The 15,693-nt window shown below is 36.8% G+C and carries 15 protein-coding genes; 6 read left to right on the top strand and 9 right to left on the bottom strand.

Features of this window, described 5'->3' with window-relative positions; all coding sequences use genetic code 11:
* Positions 1-529: 529 nt before the first annotated feature.
* The 4 genes from IGI63_RS10225 to IGI63_RS10210 form a co-directional block, all read right to left on the bottom strand.
* Complete coding sequence (locus IGI63_RS10225) at positions 530-1,021, bottom strand: hypothetical protein (protein WP_429975763.1); 492 nt, start codon at positions 1,019-1,021, stop codon at positions 530-532.
* Positions 1,005-1,967 carry a hypothetical protein gene (locus IGI63_RS10220; protein WP_429975762.1) on the bottom strand — a complete coding sequence of 321 codons (963 nt, stop codon included), beginning with the start codon at positions 1,965-1,967 and terminating at the stop codon, positions 1,005-1,007. The genes IGI63_RS10225 and IGI63_RS10220 overlap by 17 nt, the downstream gene beginning before the upstream one ends.
* A 187-nt stretch (positions 1,968-2,154) precedes the next feature.
* Complete coding sequence (locus IGI63_RS10215; protein ID WP_429975761.1) at positions 2,155-2,646, bottom strand: hypothetical protein; 492 nt, start codon at positions 2,644-2,646, stop codon at positions 2,155-2,157.
* A 56-nt stretch (positions 2,647-2,702) separates the two neighbouring features.
* Entirely contained in the window at positions 2,703-3,854 is a 1,152-nt protein-coding gene (locus tag IGI63_RS10210; RefSeq protein WP_429975760.1) for a retron Ec67 family RNA-directed DNA polymerase/endonuclease, read from the bottom strand.
* Between the two features lie 479 nt (positions 3,855-4,333).
* Between IGI63_RS10210 and IGI63_RS10205 the strand changes: the two genes are divergently transcribed.
* Both IGI63_RS10205 and IGI63_RS10200 read left to right on the top strand, forming a co-directional pair.
* Positions 4,334-4,675, top strand: coding sequence for a hypothetical protein (locus IGI63_RS10205; RefSeq protein ID WP_429975759.1), 342 nt, complete (start codon positions 4,334-4,336; stop codon positions 4,673-4,675).
* A 150-nt stretch (positions 4,676-4,825) separates the two neighbouring features.
* Positions 4,826-5,371 (top strand): ATP:cob(I)alamin adenosyltransferase, encoded by a 546-nt coding sequence (locus IGI63_RS10200; protein WP_002387479.1) that lies wholly within the window; start codon positions 4,826-4,828, stop codon positions 5,369-5,371.
* 47 nt (positions 5,372-5,418) lie between these two features.
* Here IGI63_RS10200 and IGI63_RS10195 read toward each other — a convergent pair whose 3' ends face one another.
* Together IGI63_RS10195 and IGI63_RS10190 are read right to left on the bottom strand one after the other, a co-directional pair.
* Complete coding sequence (locus IGI63_RS10195) at positions 5,419-6,207, bottom strand: PhzF family phenazine biosynthesis protein (protein WP_002373798.1); 789 nt, start codon at positions 6,205-6,207, stop codon at positions 5,419-5,421.
* A gap of 1 nt (position 6,208) precedes the next feature.
* Positions 6,209-7,174 (bottom strand): ornithine cyclodeaminase family protein, encoded by a 966-nt coding sequence (locus tag IGI63_RS10190; RefSeq protein ID WP_429975758.1) that lies wholly within the window; start codon positions 7,172-7,174, stop codon positions 6,209-6,211.
* A gap of 97 nt (positions 7,175-7,271) precedes the next feature.
* Here IGI63_RS10190 and IGI63_RS10185 point away from each other — a divergent pair, with 97 nt between their 5' ends.
* Together IGI63_RS10185 and IGI63_RS10180 are read left to right on the top strand one after the other, a co-directional pair.
* Positions 7,272-8,684, top strand: coding sequence for a PLP-dependent aminotransferase family protein (locus tag IGI63_RS10185; RefSeq protein ID WP_429975757.1), 1,413 nt, complete (start codon positions 7,272-7,274; stop codon positions 8,682-8,684).
* Complete coding sequence (locus tag IGI63_RS10180) at positions 8,681-9,124, top strand: MepB family protein (protein ID WP_429975756.1); 444 nt, start codon at positions 8,681-8,683, stop codon at positions 9,122-9,124. The genes IGI63_RS10185 and IGI63_RS10180 overlap by 4 nt, the downstream gene beginning before the upstream one ends.
* Positions 9,125-9,173: 49 nt before the next feature.
* On the opposite strand, the gene IGI63_RS10175 is transcribed toward IGI63_RS10180, so the two are convergent.
* The 3 genes from IGI63_RS10175 to IGI63_RS10165 all read right to left on the bottom strand — a co-directional run bounded on the left by IGI63_RS10175 (position 9,174) and on the right by IGI63_RS10165 (position 14,461).
* Positions 9,174-10,442 carry a RidA family protein gene (locus tag IGI63_RS10175; RefSeq protein ID WP_429975755.1) on the bottom strand — a complete coding sequence of 423 codons (1,269 nt, stop codon included), beginning with the start codon at positions 10,440-10,442 and terminating at the stop codon, positions 9,174-9,176.
* A 284-nt stretch (positions 10,443-10,726) separates the two neighbouring features.
* Positions 10,727-13,234, bottom strand: coding sequence for an EndoS/ChiA family endoglycosidase (locus IGI63_RS10170; protein ID WP_429975754.1), 2,508 nt, complete (start codon positions 13,232-13,234; stop codon positions 10,727-10,729).
* A gap of 210 nt (positions 13,235-13,444) precedes the next feature.
* Complete coding sequence (locus IGI63_RS10165; RefSeq protein ID WP_002407563.1) at positions 13,445-14,461, bottom strand: NADP-dependent oxidoreductase; 1,017 nt, start codon at positions 14,459-14,461, stop codon at positions 13,445-13,447.
* Positions 14,462-14,640: 179 nt separating this feature from the next.
* Between IGI63_RS10165 and IGI63_RS10160 the strand changes: the two genes are divergently transcribed.
* Positions 14,641-14,976: an ArsR/SmtB family transcription factor gene (locus IGI63_RS10160; RefSeq protein WP_002359261.1), complete on the top strand. Its 336-nt coding sequence runs from the start codon at positions 14,641-14,643 to the stop codon at positions 14,974-14,976.
* A complete protein-coding gene (locus tag IGI63_RS10155) occupies positions 14,973-15,653 on the top strand; it encodes a type 1 glutamine amidotransferase domain-containing protein (RefSeq protein ID WP_429975753.1) in 681 nt (226 codons plus the stop codon). Before IGI63_RS10160 ends, IGI63_RS10155 begins: the two co-directional genes overlap by 4 nt.
* The last annotated feature ends 40 nt before the right edge of the window (positions 15,654-15,693 follow it).

Here is a 15,693-nt window from a genome sequence, read left to right as displayed (position 1 = left end):
TTTCAAATCCTTTCATTTTATATCTATATGACACTATTACCAGTAACTTAACTAGGTGAACCTCTATTTCTCGTGTTCAATCAATCACCCCTAAATTTATTCCACACTATTAAAATAAAGCCTAGAAAATTTCTAATTCTCATTCTGATAAAAAATATTAAACAGACAACTAATGATAAACACCCTATTATATTTAACAGTCCATTAGTTATACCCTCAAATTTAGTTGCAATAAATCCAAACAAACAGCCAATAATAAGAGAAATAAAAAATTTTAAATTATCAGATTTCATGTTTCTTTTCCTCTTTTTCAATTTTTTTAAAGCTTTTAAAATTCCTTTTTTCTGCATATTCACGTTCTTATAGTAGCGAATTGTAAGTAGTGTTCAATTCCTCTTAGTATTAATTTTTACTTTCTCATTTTTATTCATGTACGCCCCTTTCTATATGATATAGTGGTTCCACAAATAAACATTTGTATCCAAAAAATTTCTAAATAGCTGCTAAACTATTTAGAAAAGCTTTACTTTTATATATCCCCTGTCTGTATCAGACTGTCATAAAAAGCAAAGACTACTAATTTAATAATATAACTTAATAATGGAAGACGTTTCCCTGGTTCATCAATCTTAAATCTATATCTATAATGTTCCAAGCCATCTAAAATATCTTCATCTAAGTAAAACTTTGGTGTAACTGTGGTTTCAGTTTTAAAATCATTTTCCTTAACCGCATGGTTCATTCTTTTTTCAATTTTTGACCATTCTTCATTCGATAAGTTTTGTTTTTCGCAATATCGATATGCCTGCTCCAAAACACTACCACTGGAAACTTTCAAAACAAGATTGAGAGAGACACCATTAACCAATTCATTGAATTGACTTTGTATTTCTTCCTCTAGTTTTTTAATCAAACCATTTTTAATTTCAACTTGCAATTGTCTTTCTCTATATACTATTAGTTTATCAATCCATATTTTTGTTTCATATGCTAATCTAACTGTTTTATATACTTTTGCCATTGTTGTTCCCTTCTATCCGACTTAAAATTTTTTTTCCTCTATTTTCAATGCTAACATTAACTTGTTCTAAAAACATGATTATTTCTTCACGAGTGACTGGTTTTATTCTTTCAAAATGATTTTTCCAAAAAGGAATTACATTATAATTCTCATCAACATAATCGTTTAAATAATGAGAATTTATGAATGATTCCCAAGAATAGTAATCAGACATATAGCTCTTTATTGATTTGACTGTATATTCCGAAAAACAATTACTTTCTTCTTCAATAAATATTTTTTTTAATGAATTAAGTGATAAATCCCAATAATCAAGATGTGGACAATACCTAGAACTATTAAAACCTTTCGGTACCAATATTAGATTTCCGATACTGTGAGTTAATTTAGCAAACTTAACTAACTCAAAACAACTATTTACCTTAATAAATTGGTCAAAATTTTCAATTAAAAATCGATTCCAAGTATATCCTTCCTCAACAATAAACTGCGGAAAATTGGTTTTGTAATAACTTATATACTTTTTATGAATCAGTTGATAATCTTTACTATCAAAAGGAGGGTACCCATTATCTACTTTAGAAATCGTTAAATTTGTGTTTTTTTGCAATGGGACTTTATTCCTAAGCGATCCGTCAGGAGTAAACACATCAGGATATTCAATCTGCAAGAAAAATTTATAAGTAGTCCAAAAAGAATTCATAACATCCTTATGACTTCCATTCCCTTCTTGAAAAACTTTTTTGAAAACATTTTCTACAACTTGATAATTTTCAATGTGTCCTGGATAATATTTATTATAATCAATTTCACTATCCACATAGTTAGAAAAATTTTTAGCTAGTAATATATTTTTAATTGCTTCATTCTCGTTGCTAACATAGACTATATCTCCTAATAATATTTTTTTGAAATCATAATCCCAAGTTAATTCATCAATCAGCATTTTTCACCTCGTTTTTCTTTTGTGGTTCTAACTTTACCACAAATATGTTTAGAATCCAATTTTTTTAATTCATAAAAAATAAAAAAATCGTGTTTACCTTGATAAAACAGGCATTGCACGACTTAATATTTTATAATTATTGTATGTTTTAGAATCTGCTTTAGCCGTCCCCATAATCTTTTATTATCTATCTAGATGCTTCAACAATTTGGTTTAGACAATCAAGAAATGGCCTAAAATTATCAAAATTAACAGTATGATAATTTTTTAATATATAATTAGCAAAAACTGCTTTTCCATAATGTTCAGTATCATTAAAATCTTTTAATTCCCTCTCAAATGACTTTCCGTTTATTTTCATTTCTAATATTTTTGAATCAAACAAATCTTCTATTTCACATTCAGCTAGTCCATTTACTAATTGGTGTGTTAAGATATATAGGTTTGAAGTAATATTTGTATAGTGATTCCTACTAAGAAATTCTGATTTTTCTTTGTTTTCGTTTATTTTAGTCACGTTTAAAGCCTTATATAAAGGTTTTTTATTATTACTCATTTCATTATCATAGATTAGAATAGTTGGATTTGTATATAATACTCCTTTATTTTCAAAAAATTTTGCATAATTAGGAAAGTTAGCATTATTAACATCACAATAGTAATTATATATTTTATTCATGGTATCAGCTCCATCAAGATTTAAACCAAAAAAATATCTAATTCTCTTGCTTCTTTTTAAAAATGATATATTGTAATGGAATGTTCCATCTGATTTTTTTCGATTAACTTCGGATAGAATTTGTACAAATTCTTTAATGCTGCTTTTATATACATAATATCCGTTTTTCCTTCAGTAACGATACATGGCTTAGAATTACAATAGAAATACTTATAAAATAAAAACATTTGATACTGCTTTTCTTTACCATTTAAGATACCGTTCTTTTTTCCAACCACAGTATTTTTAGAATTTCTTTTTTTATTAAATCTATCTATTTGATTAATAAACGAAAAACGTCCTTCTAATCTTTTAAGATTCCCTTCTTCATTATCAATTTTGAACGCTCCTGTAAGATATTGACTAATCGCCATAGCACGTGTTTCTCTATAAAATTTTCTATTTATATTTACTTTTTTATTCACTACTAATCCAGTAACCATTTGTTTAGATTCTCTATATTGTATTCTAGTCTTTTTTTTATTAACTTCAAATCCACTTTTATTTATTATTTGTTCTAGTTGAGATAAAAAAGTATCTAGTTCTTCAATAAAATTATTATTATTAGTTGAAAAAGTAAGGTCATCTGCATACCTAGAATAATCTACCTTAAACTTTTTTGATATTTTCAATAATTTCATATCCAGTATGTTACAAATTAAATTAGTAATTATTGGTGATGAAGGGGCTCCTTGAGGTAATTTCCCATTATAACAAGTAAGTTGAGCCAAAATCACAGCCGTTTTTTTAGGAAACAAGAAATTCTCATTTTTTTCAAAATATCCCGCTACTCTACCAAAATGAAATGAATCAAAAAAATCTTCTAAATCAATATTTAAAACGTACTTTTTGTGTTTATGAATAAGCGCATTGGTCATAATACTTTTATCTTTAGTAAATGCATGCGATATATTAGATTTTATATTATTTTCTTTCAAAAATATCTCTTGTTGTTTTTCCAAAAGTTTAGCAATGTTCTTCTGAATTTCTTTCAAATCATTTGATGGACTACTAATCTTTCTTGTTCCCCCAGTTTTCTTAGGTATTTCGAAATCTATATAAAGATTTTCAATTCTTTTTACATATAAAATATATGTTAATTTTCTCTTAGGTACTTTTAACACCTGAGAGAGTTGTTCCAGATTATTTATATTATCAAACGTTTTCATTTATTCACTTCCCTATTAAACGAACGTGTGGTTACTCATTACGTTCTTTGACAGGTTATCCGACGATTACTCGGAAACCTTTGTTATGGAGCACAGAGAACAAACCTCTCTACCATTATTGCCAAAACTTGCGAATCACAAGTCAAAAATCTAACCACACGTCCTTCTTTTAATATACCATACGTCTTAATTATTTAGTATATCTAGCAACATATTACTGCAACCATTTTGCAACCAATACAAGAAACATCTATCAAATTCATGCTCTTTCTAACAATCGAAACCCGCTTAATTACAACAAACCACTCCTTATAAAGTTAGACTCTCACAGAGTGGGAATAACAATCAACCCGCTAGAAAACCTATAAAATAGGTTTTCTAGCGGGTTTATTTTTTATTGGTCACACTTTCCTCCCACCATTCTCCATTTTTCCTTTGCTCCACCGCCCTCAAAGTCCTATAATTTAATCATAAGAATAGTGACTATTAATAAAATTCATCAATTAAAAGGAAGCGATTTCAACATGTCGAAAGAAACTTTTCTTAAGTATGGTTTTGTTGTCCTCTTCATAGGAATTTTTTTACTTCGTGCCCAAAAATTTATTTCTGAGCCCCTTTCGTACCTTTTTTCGGATATTCTTTTGCTTATTGTTGCGTATTTAATACTCGTGAAAAAAATGAACTTTTTCTCAAGTTTGCTCACTGTTACCGATCAACCTTCTTCTACCCAACAACGATTAGGTCAACTTTCTGGTCTTGTCAGTTTATTGATTGGTTTACTTCTGGTAATTCTTAGCTTCATTTTCTTTCTCCAACTTTGATTCCCCCTTGACTCTCCCTTCACTCTTGGCTATGATTACCTTAGCAAGTACAATGGTGTACTGTGAACAGTCGAGCAACGGCGCTCAAAAAGATTGGCTTTCGTGCATTCTTTTTGAGGGCTTTTTATTTTTAGAAAGTAGGGAAATTGAATGGAAAAAATGTACCGCAGTCCGTATGAAGCGTACCCGTATTTATCTTCTAAACCAGAAGATTTACGATGTGATTTTGAATTAATGACTGATGAATTGGCCTCGATGACAGGTCTTCTACGAGGATATGTGCAACAATTAGACGTCCCTGAACAGCCTGCACTAACAGAAGAACTAGCTAAAATTTGCGAGTTAATCTACCATGTCAATCCAACGACCCGAACAAAATTAACAGTCACAGAGGACGAAATAGCCTGGCTTTTGGAACGTGTCAATGCTATGAATGAACTGACATACGAAGAAAATCGTCCTTTTGTTTTACCGATGGGCACAATCTGTTCCTCTTATGCACACATTTTAAGAGCCAAAGCCAAAGATATTGTTCGTTTACTTTATCGCATGGACTATGGTGGTAAAAAAATTGATCCGCAGCTGTATGATGTAGTCAACTTACTCTCAGGTTACTTTTTCATGTTAGCTTTGTATCTAAATCAGCTCGAAAATGGTGAAGAAGTTCCCTTTGTTTCTCGCAACTATTCTATTTAAAAAGTACACCGACCGCTAACAACGAATTGCTAGCGGACGGTGTACTTTTATACAGGCAAGTACGCTTCCCCTTTTGCAAATAGTTTAGCAGTACCACCAATAATGACTCGATCTTCTTTCACTTCACAAGTTAAAAAGCCGCCTCTTGGGGACACTTGATAGGCGGAAAGGGTCGTTTGATTGAGCCGTTTTCCCCAATAAGGAATTAAATTGGCGTGCGCAGAACCACAAACTGGATCTTCGTTAATTCTTAGTTTCGGGAAAAAAGTCCGTGAAACAAAATCCACCGAGTCTCCAGGTGCCGTTACAATGACTCCTACTCCTAAATCCAATGCTTTTAATGCAGAAAAATCTGGTGTGATTTTTGCCACTGTCTCTTCGTCTTTTAAGACAAAAAATAAATCGCGGCCTAAATAAGCTTCATAAATTTTCGCGCCTAAAGCGACTTCATACTCTGGCAAAATTGGAATCCTTTCCGGTAGGATGTAAGGAAAATCTAGATAATAGTATTCCTCTTTTTTGGTCACTGCGAGCGGTCCACTTTGACTAGTAAAATGAAGCGTTTCTTCCGCAACGGAATAATAGTTAAATAACACAAAAGCCGTCGCTAATGTAGCATGCCCGCAGAGATCGATTTCTCGTTCCGGCGTAAACCAGCGCAGGGCGTAACTTTTTCCCTCTTTGACTGTAAAAGCAGTCTCTGACAAATTATTTTCAATCGCAATGTTTTGCATCACCGCTTCTGGCAACCACTTTTCCAAAACATAAACAGCGGCGGGATTGCCTTTAAAAACTTCCTCCGCAAAAGCATCGACAATATAATAGGGATAACTCATTTTATTTCTCTCCTTGTATTTTTTGATAAATGTATTCCGCGCAACACAAATCCTCAACTGATAAGCCAACCGCATCAAAAATCGTGCGGCCTTTCTGCTCCGCCTTTAGTTTAACTTTGCCAGTCACTAATTCGCCGAGAGAACCTACAATTTTTTCAGCTGAAAAGGCACCTTCTGAAATCGGAATTAAAAGATCCCCGCTTTCTTTTAATGCAGCCGCATACTCATCTACAAACACTTGACTGTTTTTAACAAGGTCGCTTGTTAATTCTCTGGAAGTCGGCGTGAATGTACCAATTGCATTGATATGGGCATTCGGCAAAACGTCTTTTTCTTCTAAAAATGCGTCCTGACTGGAAGTTAGTGTACAGATAATTTCCGCTTCCTGGACGGCTTCTTGGACAGAAGAACAACCAATAAAGGTACATTCGGGGTAATTGTGCTGTTGCTTAGCGATTAATTTTCGTGCGCGTTCTGCTGTGCGGTCATATATAAAAACCTTTTCAATCGCCCGAACGCTTTGTAGCGCTGCGAGATGAGGCGAAGCTTGTTGACCTGCACCAATCAAAGCGATACTTTTTGCCTTTGGAGCTGCTAAATAATCGGTTGCCAAAGCAGAAACAGCTGCTGTGCGAAGCCACGTAATCGCATTGGCGTCCATCATTGCGACTGGTCTTCCAGTAGAACTATCAAACAATAAAATTTGACCAAGATGTGAGGCCAAATTTTTTTGTGGATTTTCTGGAAAAGCTGTAATGATTTTTGCCCCAAAAAAGCGATTTTTTCCTAAGTAAGCAGGCATTAATGCAAAAAGATTTTGATTTTTCCCATCTGGTAAAACCTCTACATGGCGCTCACTTTGCGAAATTTTTCCTTTTTGAAACTCTGCAAAGCAACGTTTCATCACTTGAATTGCTTCGGAAAACGACAATTGTTGAATAACCCTCTCATAAGAAATAATGTCCATCTGAATTCCTCCCTTTGCGCTATCATAAACCAGACAAACAATACACTCAATGCTATAATTGTATGGAATACAATTTTATAGAAAGGAAGTTCCCCTCATGCCGATTAATTCCTATGAGAACTATGCGTTGTCATGGCGCCCTGTTAAAGAACGTTTAACAAGACCTTATTACCAATCATTGGTTCAACAATTAGAAGCGGATATCTTATCTGGTGTGCTTCAAAAAAATGTGAAATTGCCTTCGCAAAGAGAATTAGCTGATTACTTGGATCTGAATTTCACGACGATTGGTCAAGCCTATAAACACGCTATGGAAAAAGGCTTACTTTATACCAACATCGGTAGCGGCACTTTCGTTTCTCCCAACGCGTTTCACTCAATTACAATCTCTACCAACCAAGTAGCGGACCATCTAATTGATTTAGGGCTGGTTAGTTCCTTTGATATGTGTAATCAGCGGATTTTACCTTTTATTGAATCCGTTAGTAAAAATGCGGCCCTTAACAGTTTGCTAAATTATCGCGATCCTTTAGGTACGCACTTTCAACGAGCAACCGCTGCCGAATGGCTTCAGACACAAGGCGTTCGGACCAATGCCGAAGAAGTTGCCATTGTATCTGGTGTCCAGAATGGGCTGGCCGTGACGTTAGCCGCCGCTTTTTCTCCAGGTCAGCGGATTGCCGTAGATCGATACACGTATTCAAATTTTATTGAACTCGCCCAGCTTTATCATTTAGAAATCGTCCCGATTGGCTATGATTCCGAGGGGATGGACCCAGAGCATTTACTGCAAGAATGCAAAAAGAAAAAAATACATGGTATTTTCTTAATGCCCGCATGTAATAACCCGATTGGTTTCCAAATGTCTAGCGCCCGCCGAATGACTTTAGCTGAAATCATTCAGCAAGAACACTTATGGGTAATTGAAGATGACATTCATTCTTTTTTAACAACTTATGCACAGCAAGCAGTTTTACCAACGTTTCAAGAACTCTTACCTCAACAAACGATTTACTTAGCGGGGATGACAAAATTTGTCTGTACAGGCTTACGCATTGCGTACCTTGTTTTCCCTCCGCTTCTTCGCCAAGAAATAGAGCGTGCGATTTTTAACATTAACGTTAAAACTTCTGGCTTTGATGCTGAAATTGTCACCCAAGTCTTACGCTCACCAGTTGCAGAAGAATTAGTGATAGAAAAATTGGCTTTAACAAAACAAGCCAATGACTTATTTGATACCATTTTTGGGTTAGCTAGACCTAGCAATCCTTTGCCGTACTACCGAACTATTCCCCTTTCTACCGAAAAAACGGCGCCGCAAATTGAACAAGAATTTCTCCAAAATGGGGTACGTCTTTTTCACTCGAGCCGCTTTACTGTGCAAAATCAGCCAGATGCTTTTTTACGAATTTCCTTAGCCTCCAATCAGCTTGAGGTATTGGCGAAAGGATTAACCATTATCCAAGAACTCTTACCGACATTAAACGAAAAGAAAGGACATTCCCTATGAATTCATTGCCAATACTTGAAAAAGCAGTGGGCGCGATCACCCTGCTTTCCGAAGAAAAACAAAATGCCGAATATGAAGGCTTTTTATGTCAAGTTAATGAATCGCAACAACTTATCCGCAGTCGCTTAGCCAAAAAAACGCCGAAAAAAGAAGGCTATTTTGCAGCCTTCTGGGAAAAAAATCAACAAAATCAGAACGAAGCCTTTGATGCTACGGAAGCCCCTGAAATGTTAGCAATTGTCATTGCTGATCAAGAAAAGCAAGGTCTCTTTCTTCTACCAAAAGAATGTTTAATCCAACAAAAAATTCTCAAAACGCACCAACAAAAAGGCAAAATGGCGTCCCGTTTTTATCCTTCTTGGTGCCAAAATCTTAATCAAACCGCCAAAAAAACACAAAAATGGCAACTAGCTTACTTTACTGATTTATCTAAATACTAAAAACGTCAGCTGGCTTCAGAAGCCAGCTGACGTTTGTTTATTTTACTGTTTAGCCAATTGGTGGCGTACCTTCTGCGTTCCCAGCAATCGCTTCGATTTGAATCTGGGCACCTTTTGGTAAATCCGTCACACCAATCACTCTTCTGGCAGGCGTGCCTTCAGGGAAGTACGTTTGGTAGACATCATCTACTGCCGCCAGCTCTTCAATCTCTTTCACAAAAATGTTCACTTTCACCAGATCAGCTAAGCTGTGATCCACACTTTCAATAGTCGCTTTGATGTTTTCTAAACATTGCGTCGTTTGTTCCTTGATTCCGCCAGCGACTAACGCATTTGTTTTAGGGTCCAATGGTAGCTGAGCTGATAGATGGTTGTAATGAGAAAAAGCAACAGTTTGTGTCGAAAATGGACACTTCGGTGCGTGATCTGTATTATTTGCTTCAATAATTAATCCATGTCGATCTTCAATCGCTTGTGGTGGCGTACCATCCCCATGAGAAACCACCGCTTCTACTTGAACCGCCGCGCCCATTGGTAAATCAGCAACAGCAATCACTGTTCGTGCTGGCATGTAATTGACCGTACGCGCAATTCCTGAATCTGGGAAAAAAGCGGCATATACTTGATTGACAGCTTCTAGCTTAGATAAATCTTTTAAATAAATATTGACCTTCACAATATCATCAAAAGGCACATCAATACTGGTTAAAATGGCTTTTATGTTTTTCAAACATTGTTTTGTTTGCGTTTTAACACAGCCAGCCACAACTCTGCCCGTTTGAGGATCTATAGGCAATTGTGCAGACAGATTGTTATAGTGAGAAAACGCGACCGTTTGACTGGCTAGAGCATCAATTGGTGCCTGAACAGTCTGATTTGTTAATTTAATTAAATCCCCAGCTTGAGGTGCATTAGGGATAGTTCCTTCCCCATTTGAAACAAGTGCCTCCATTTGAACAGAAGCGCCTAACGGCAAATCTGCGACGGCAACCACTGTTTTAGCTGGATAATAATGGGTAAAAAAGGCCGCATAGACCTCCTCAACTGCGGCAACATCCCGCATATCTTTGACAAAAATGGTCATTCTGACAATGTCACTCATCACATGGTTGATACTTTCAACAACCGCTTGGATATTTTTCAAACATTGTGTCGCTTGGGCCCGAATGCCACCTTCTACCAATTGTCCAGAGGTTGGCTCAATAGGTAACTGTGCCGACAAATGATTATAGTGGGAAAATGCGACTGTTTGGGCTGCGAGAGGATGCTTTGGTGCACGCTCTGTATTTCTTGCTAAGACGATATTTTCATTACTCATAACTCTACTCCCTTTTTTAGCATTCCAACAAAGATGATTCCGCTTACATTTCCAAGCATTAAACTTCCAACAAGATCCTTTTTATTTTCCTGCTTTTCTATTAATGGTGATAGCTTTCCACCACCACTTCTTTCAGTCTACAATAAGAACAGGAACATTTCAATAAGGCATTCCTAAATTGATTGTTGGCCCTCAAACAAATCTTCTTCCGTTAAAGAAGACTGGCACGAATCAAGCTTGATTCGTGCCAGTCTTTATAGATAACTCATTAGCTTTAACTAGTTTTATTTAACCACCATATACTCACGATAATTTCCCGAGAACGTATCCATTAGCGTATAAATTCGTTCAAAATCATAGTCACGACGAGGGTCATCATACCAAACACATTGAATACTTCCAATAATTGGAAGATTCGGGCTACCTGCTGGCACATCTGTAAATGCTTTTTTCGACATATTTGCTAAAGCATCATCATATTGATAAATGCCAGAATCAACATTGCCAGCTACCCAATACCACGCATCATTGGTATTAAAAATTTTGTGTCCTTTTTGAACAAAGTACTCAGGTTTGGCTACGTCATACCCACTCCAACCGGCTGTCCAATAAGAAATAATAATCTCTGGGTCAAATGTACCGAAAGAATCGTCGCTGTTGTAATAAATGCCATCATTGAAGCTCATTGGCTGCATGCCCGCATCTTTAATTATTTTAGCTAAATCATTCGCATAAGCGACAAAATCCTTGTAGCGCCCAGAAGATTGCAGTTTCGCCCAACCGCCTGTGTCGACATCATTTGCATACTCATCGCCACCAAAATTGAAAATTTCACTATGCGCGGAAAAATAAGCCACGTACTTACTGATAATCGCCTTTGTGAAATTCACTGCCTTTTGGTTCCCTAAATCTACTGTTCGTTTTGAGCCATCAAAAGCGGGATTTTTAATCGCTAGTTTTTCCATGGCCACTAACAAGGCATCCATATGTCCTGGACTGTTAATCACGGGAATGATGTTGATGTTGCGCGCTTTCGCAAAAGCCAACAACCGATCCATTTCTTTTTGTGTTAACGCGTTGCCATTAGGATCATTGTAATACGCGTTGTTGCCTCGTTGGATTGCTTTTGAAACCCGGTTGTGGTTGTATTTTTTACCATTCACATTGACCGACATATCATCCAAGATAAACCGTAAGCCATCATTTCCTAAAATTAATTGGACATCTGTGTACCCATTTTGACTGGCTTTGGCCACTAATTCTTCCAGTTGTTCCACGGAAAAATATTTTCTTCCCGCATCAATGGAGAAGACACTTTTTAAAGGTTGTGTTTGTTTCTCTTTTAAATTATCCAAAGCTGTTTGGACCTCCGTTTGCCAAGTAGTCACTTGCGCGGCTGTATACGTTTTTCCCGCAAGTTCTGTTGCGACTGTCTCTTTTGTTGTTTGTAGTGCTTGAATCGTTTCTGGTGTATAGCTTTCTGCCTTTTCAATGGCTGTAACTGCTTGATCCAACGCACGATATAAAGTGGTTAAGTCAATGGCTAACAGGCCTTTTTCTAATTCAGCATCATAGGTGTTTGAAATCCCTTGGCCATAATCGCCACCTAAAATAGCTTTATTCACATCATAAAGCGTTGTTGCTTGTGTCACTGCTTCTGCGGCTTTATTTTGTGCTTCAAGGTCTGTGTTGGCGTAGCTAATTCGTTTTAAATAGTGTTGCGCAGCCGCTTTCATCTCTGCAAGAGAAACGCCTTTACTCTCTGCAATGGCCGTTTTTGTCCAAAGTAAATTAGAAGGTTTTATCTGATTTAAATCGTCTTCATTATAGGTGCGACCATCGCGATCTAAGGCATAGAGGAACATGCCCCCTAAATTATTTTCATAAGAATAACGAGCTACTTTATACATGTTACTTTCCATATACGGCTCTTTTGTGTCATACCAGCGGTTGCGATCTTGCTCTTCTGGGAAAGTTAATCCTGGAACAAATCGTTCCCCATTGAGAACCGGACTTAAATTATTTAATGCTCGTTGCGTGCGTTGGTCATCGCTACCATACTGTTGATACGCGAGAAAATCGAAACAGTCACTGACATCTTGTAAAGGTGGTAAATATTCTGCATTGGTATCATACAAAAATGGACGATCCGTTCCCGACTTCGGTCCAATGTATTTTGATAATGCACGAATGACACCATTAGATAGAACAATATCTTTTTCACTTGGACGAGTTTCCATGTCAATATCTAACCCATCAATTCCTAAATCATCGACAAATTTGGTTAACAGCTCTTTCGCATAAGCATCAAATTCTGCTTCTGTAGGCGTTGTTCCTGCATAAGGAACTTTTAATAGCTCGCTATAATCAATCCCACGAACTAAACGAACACCTCGTGCATGTAATGCTGGCGCATACTCATTTTTTAACGTATCATAAAATGGCTGTGCAAGTGCTTCTTGTCCTTTTGGCACATAACTAAAGACATTCACAATGTCAATACCATAAGGAATATCGTGCATCGTTAGCCAATTTTCATCTGGCAATGTTGTATTAACTCCTTGCATCGTTTTGTCACGCCAGGCCCGATAATAAACCATAAAATGTTTCTCTTGGGTCGGCTCATTGGCTTGGCTGATCATTGGTTGATGAAACAGACTAAATAAGATAAACGCCAAGCCAACCAATAACGAAAGACCCAGCCAACTGACAATTGTTTCTCTGTTTTCTCCTTTTCTTGTCGATAAATTGTTCCCCACTTTGAACACCATTCCTTTCTGCACTCCGTTCATTTTTGTGTATCCACCTAAAAAGAAAGCGCATACACAACCATCAATAGAATAACAAAAAATAACGAATTTGCAAAATAGAAACTGGAAAAATGAGGATTTTCTATAAAAATCTTTTCCCGCCTAAAATCACTTTTGTTAGACGGCGTTTAAATGGTAAACTTTGAGACTTGCAAGAAAAACAGGCCTATTTTTCTTGCAAGTCTCCTTTACTTAGTCGTGATCAACATCGGCGATTTTCACAACAATTTTCCCTTGTGCTCGCCCTGTCAGTGAATAGTCCACTGCTTCTTGAATTTGGCTAAAAGGTACGACTCGGTCAATTATCGGCTGTAATTTTCCCTGTTCAATGAGCTCAGTGAGTAAAGCTAATTGCTCGCCATCGGGACGCATAAACAAAAAATGATAACTAACATCTGTGGCTTGCTCCAATCGATGAATCTTGCGAGTAGCTATTTTAAAGGCCCATTGTTTCCAAAGCGGCAAGCCATACTCTTTAGCAAAACGTTCGTTGGGAATGCCTGACAATGTAACAACTTTTCCCTGAGGTTTAACCACTGAGAAAGCTTTTTCTAAGATTGTACCCCCCATTGTATCAAACACATAATCATAGTCGGATAAAACTTCTTCAAAATTTTGTGTCCGATAGTCAATCACTTCATCTGCTCCCAACGCTTGAACCCATTCTTTATTTTTACTACTCGTTGTGGTGGCAACGTAAGCGCCCGCTAGTTTTGCTAATTGAATCGCAATGGTTCCAATCCCTCCTGAACCTGCTTGAATCAGGACTTTCTGGCCTGGCTGTACATTCATAATATCATGTAGCGCTTGATAACTTGTCAAACCGACTAACGGAATGGCCGCAGCTTCTTCAAACGTTAAATTTTTCGGCTTCATAGCTACAGCCGCTTGATCCACTGCAATATATTCAGCAAAAGTTCCCACGCGATTTTTGGGTACTCGCCCGTAAACTGCATCGCCCAGCCTAAAATTTTGAACATTTTTTCCAACAGAAACAACAATCCCAGCAAAATCACTGCCTAAAATCAGTGGCATTTGATAATTTAAAAGCATCTTTACTTTGCCATCTTTTGTTTTTAAATCAATCGGGTTGATACTGGCAGCGATAATTTTGACCAAAACATCATTGTCATGAATGGTGGGTAAGGGCACCTCCTCGATTGATAATTCTTTTTGTCCGTATTTATGAATTAAAGCGGCTTTCATCATTGAATCTTTCCTCTCTTTCTATCCCTTTTATTGGTTTAAAAGTTTAAACCTTTAATCAATTAGTATCTTAACGAAAAATGGGATCCACGTCAAGTTTCAGCCCTCAGCGTATTTTATTGACAAAAAACACGAAAAATGGTTTAATCGTTTAAAAATACGAACCAAAGAGGCGAAAGAATATGAAAGAATTAGAAGGAATTCAAACAGAATTTACTGCGCTTAGTGATTTTTTAATCGCATTGGGTGATGAAAAACGCCAAGCAATTATTATTGCACTGTTAGAAGACCAGGCCTGTGTTGGCCGTCGTGTCACTGAGTTAACAGAGGCGACACAACTCTCACGTCCCGCTGTTTCTCACCACTTAAAAATTTTGAAACAAGCCAAATTAATTGATTGTCGCAGTGAAGGAACTAAAAATTATTACTCACTTTCTCACGATACCACCAAAATTGAGCAACTCCAACAACTATTGACCCACATTACGTCGATTATGCCAGGGAGGAAGCAAGCATGAAAAAAATTCTCGTGGTCCTCACAAACGTTTCCCGTTATCACGGCACCGAAGAACCAACGGGCCTCTGGCTAGGTGAAGCCACGGAGTTCGTGGAAGAAGTAACCAAAGCAGGATTTTCAGTTGACTATGTTAGTCCCCAAGGAGGCTATGTCCCTTTGGATCCCCGGAGTATGAAATATGTAGATTCATCCATTATGGCTGTTTATGAAAGTGCCGATTTTCAAGAACGAGCGCTAGCGCATTCCCTCTCTCTTGAAGAAATTGATCCAGATGAATACGCAGCGATTTACTTTACAGGAGGCCATGGCGTTATGTGGGACTTTCCTGATAATCCTCAGTTGCAAGCAATCACTCGTAGCCTTTACGAACAGGGCAAGTACCTAACTTCTGTTTGTCACGGAATTGCTGGCCTTTTAAATGTCAAAGATGCGTCAGGAAATTATTTGATTGCAGATAAAACCATTACTGGATTCACTACTGCAGAAGAAATTTTTGCCATGAAAAAAGCAGTTGTTCCTTTCTTAAACGAAACAATTGCCAAAGAACATGGTGCTACTTTTGCGAAAAAGCGTCCCTATAAAGAATTTGCGTATCAAGATGGCCGTATAATCACTGGGCAAAATCCTTTTTCTGTCCGCGCTGTCGCAAGATTGTTAATTCAACAACTATCAAAATGAAACAACAGCGACTACTTTTAGGTAGTCGCTGTTGTTTCAT

It is taken from the genome of Enterococcus sp. DIV0086, assembly GCF_050498705.1.
Taxonomy (GTDB): domain Bacteria; phylum Bacillota; class Bacilli; order Lactobacillales; family Enterococcaceae; genus Enterococcus; species Enterococcus faecalis.
The sequence above is the reverse complement of the archived record's forward strand: the minus strand, read 5'-3'. Positions and strand labels throughout refer to the sequence as shown.

Bases quoted from the DNA above. Each gene is read 5' to 3' on its own strand.
- IGI63_RS10225 (WP_429975763.1), bottom strand. From the start codon at position 1,021: ATGGCAAAAGTATATAAAACAGTTAGATTAGCATATGAAACAAAAATA.
- IGI63_RS10220 (WP_429975762.1), bottom strand. From the start codon at position 1,967: ATGCTGATTGATGAATTAACTTGGGATTATGATTTCAAAAAAATATTA.
- IGI63_RS10215 (WP_429975761.1), bottom strand. From the start codon at position 2,646: ATGAATAAAATATATAATTACTATTGTGATGTTAATAATGCTAACTTT.
- IGI63_RS10210 (WP_429975760.1), bottom strand. From the start codon at position 3,854: ATGAAAACGTTTGATAATATAAATAATCTGGAACAACTCTCTCAGGTG.
- IGI63_RS10200 (WP_002387479.1), top strand. From the start codon at position 4,826: ATGGAAAAAATGTACCGCAGTCCGTATGAAGCGTACCCGTATTTATCT.
- IGI63_RS10195 (WP_002373798.1), bottom strand. From the start codon at position 6,207: ATGAGTTATCCCTATTATATTGTCGATGCTTTTGCGGAGGAAGTTTTT.
- IGI63_RS10190 (WP_429975758.1), bottom strand. From the start codon at position 7,174: ATGGACATTATTTCTTATGAGAGGGTTATTCAACAATTGTCGTTTTCC.
- IGI63_RS10185 (WP_429975757.1), top strand. From the start codon at position 7,272: ATGCCGATTAATTCCTATGAGAACTATGCGTTGTCATGGCGCCCTGTT.
- IGI63_RS10180 (WP_429975756.1), top strand. From the start codon at position 8,681: ATGAATTCATTGCCAATACTTGAAAAAGCAGTGGGCGCGATCACCCTG.
- IGI63_RS10175 (WP_429975755.1), bottom strand. From the start codon at position 10,442: ATGAGTAATGAAAATATCGTCTTAGCAAGAAATACAGAGCGTGCACCA.
- IGI63_RS10170 (WP_429975754.1), bottom strand. From the start codon at position 13,234: ATGAACGGAGTGCAGAAAGGAATGGTGTTCAAAGTGGGGAACAATTTA.
- IGI63_RS10165 (WP_002407563.1), bottom strand. From the start codon at position 14,461: ATGATGAAAGCCGCTTTAATTCATAAATACGGACAAAAAGAATTATCA.
- IGI63_RS10160 (WP_002359261.1), top strand. From the start codon at position 14,641: ATGAAAGAATTAGAAGGAATTCAAACAGAATTTACTGCGCTTAGTGAT.
- IGI63_RS10155 (WP_429975753.1), top strand. From the start codon at position 14,973: ATGAAAAAAATTCTCGTGGTCCTCACAAACGTTTCCCGTTATCACGGC.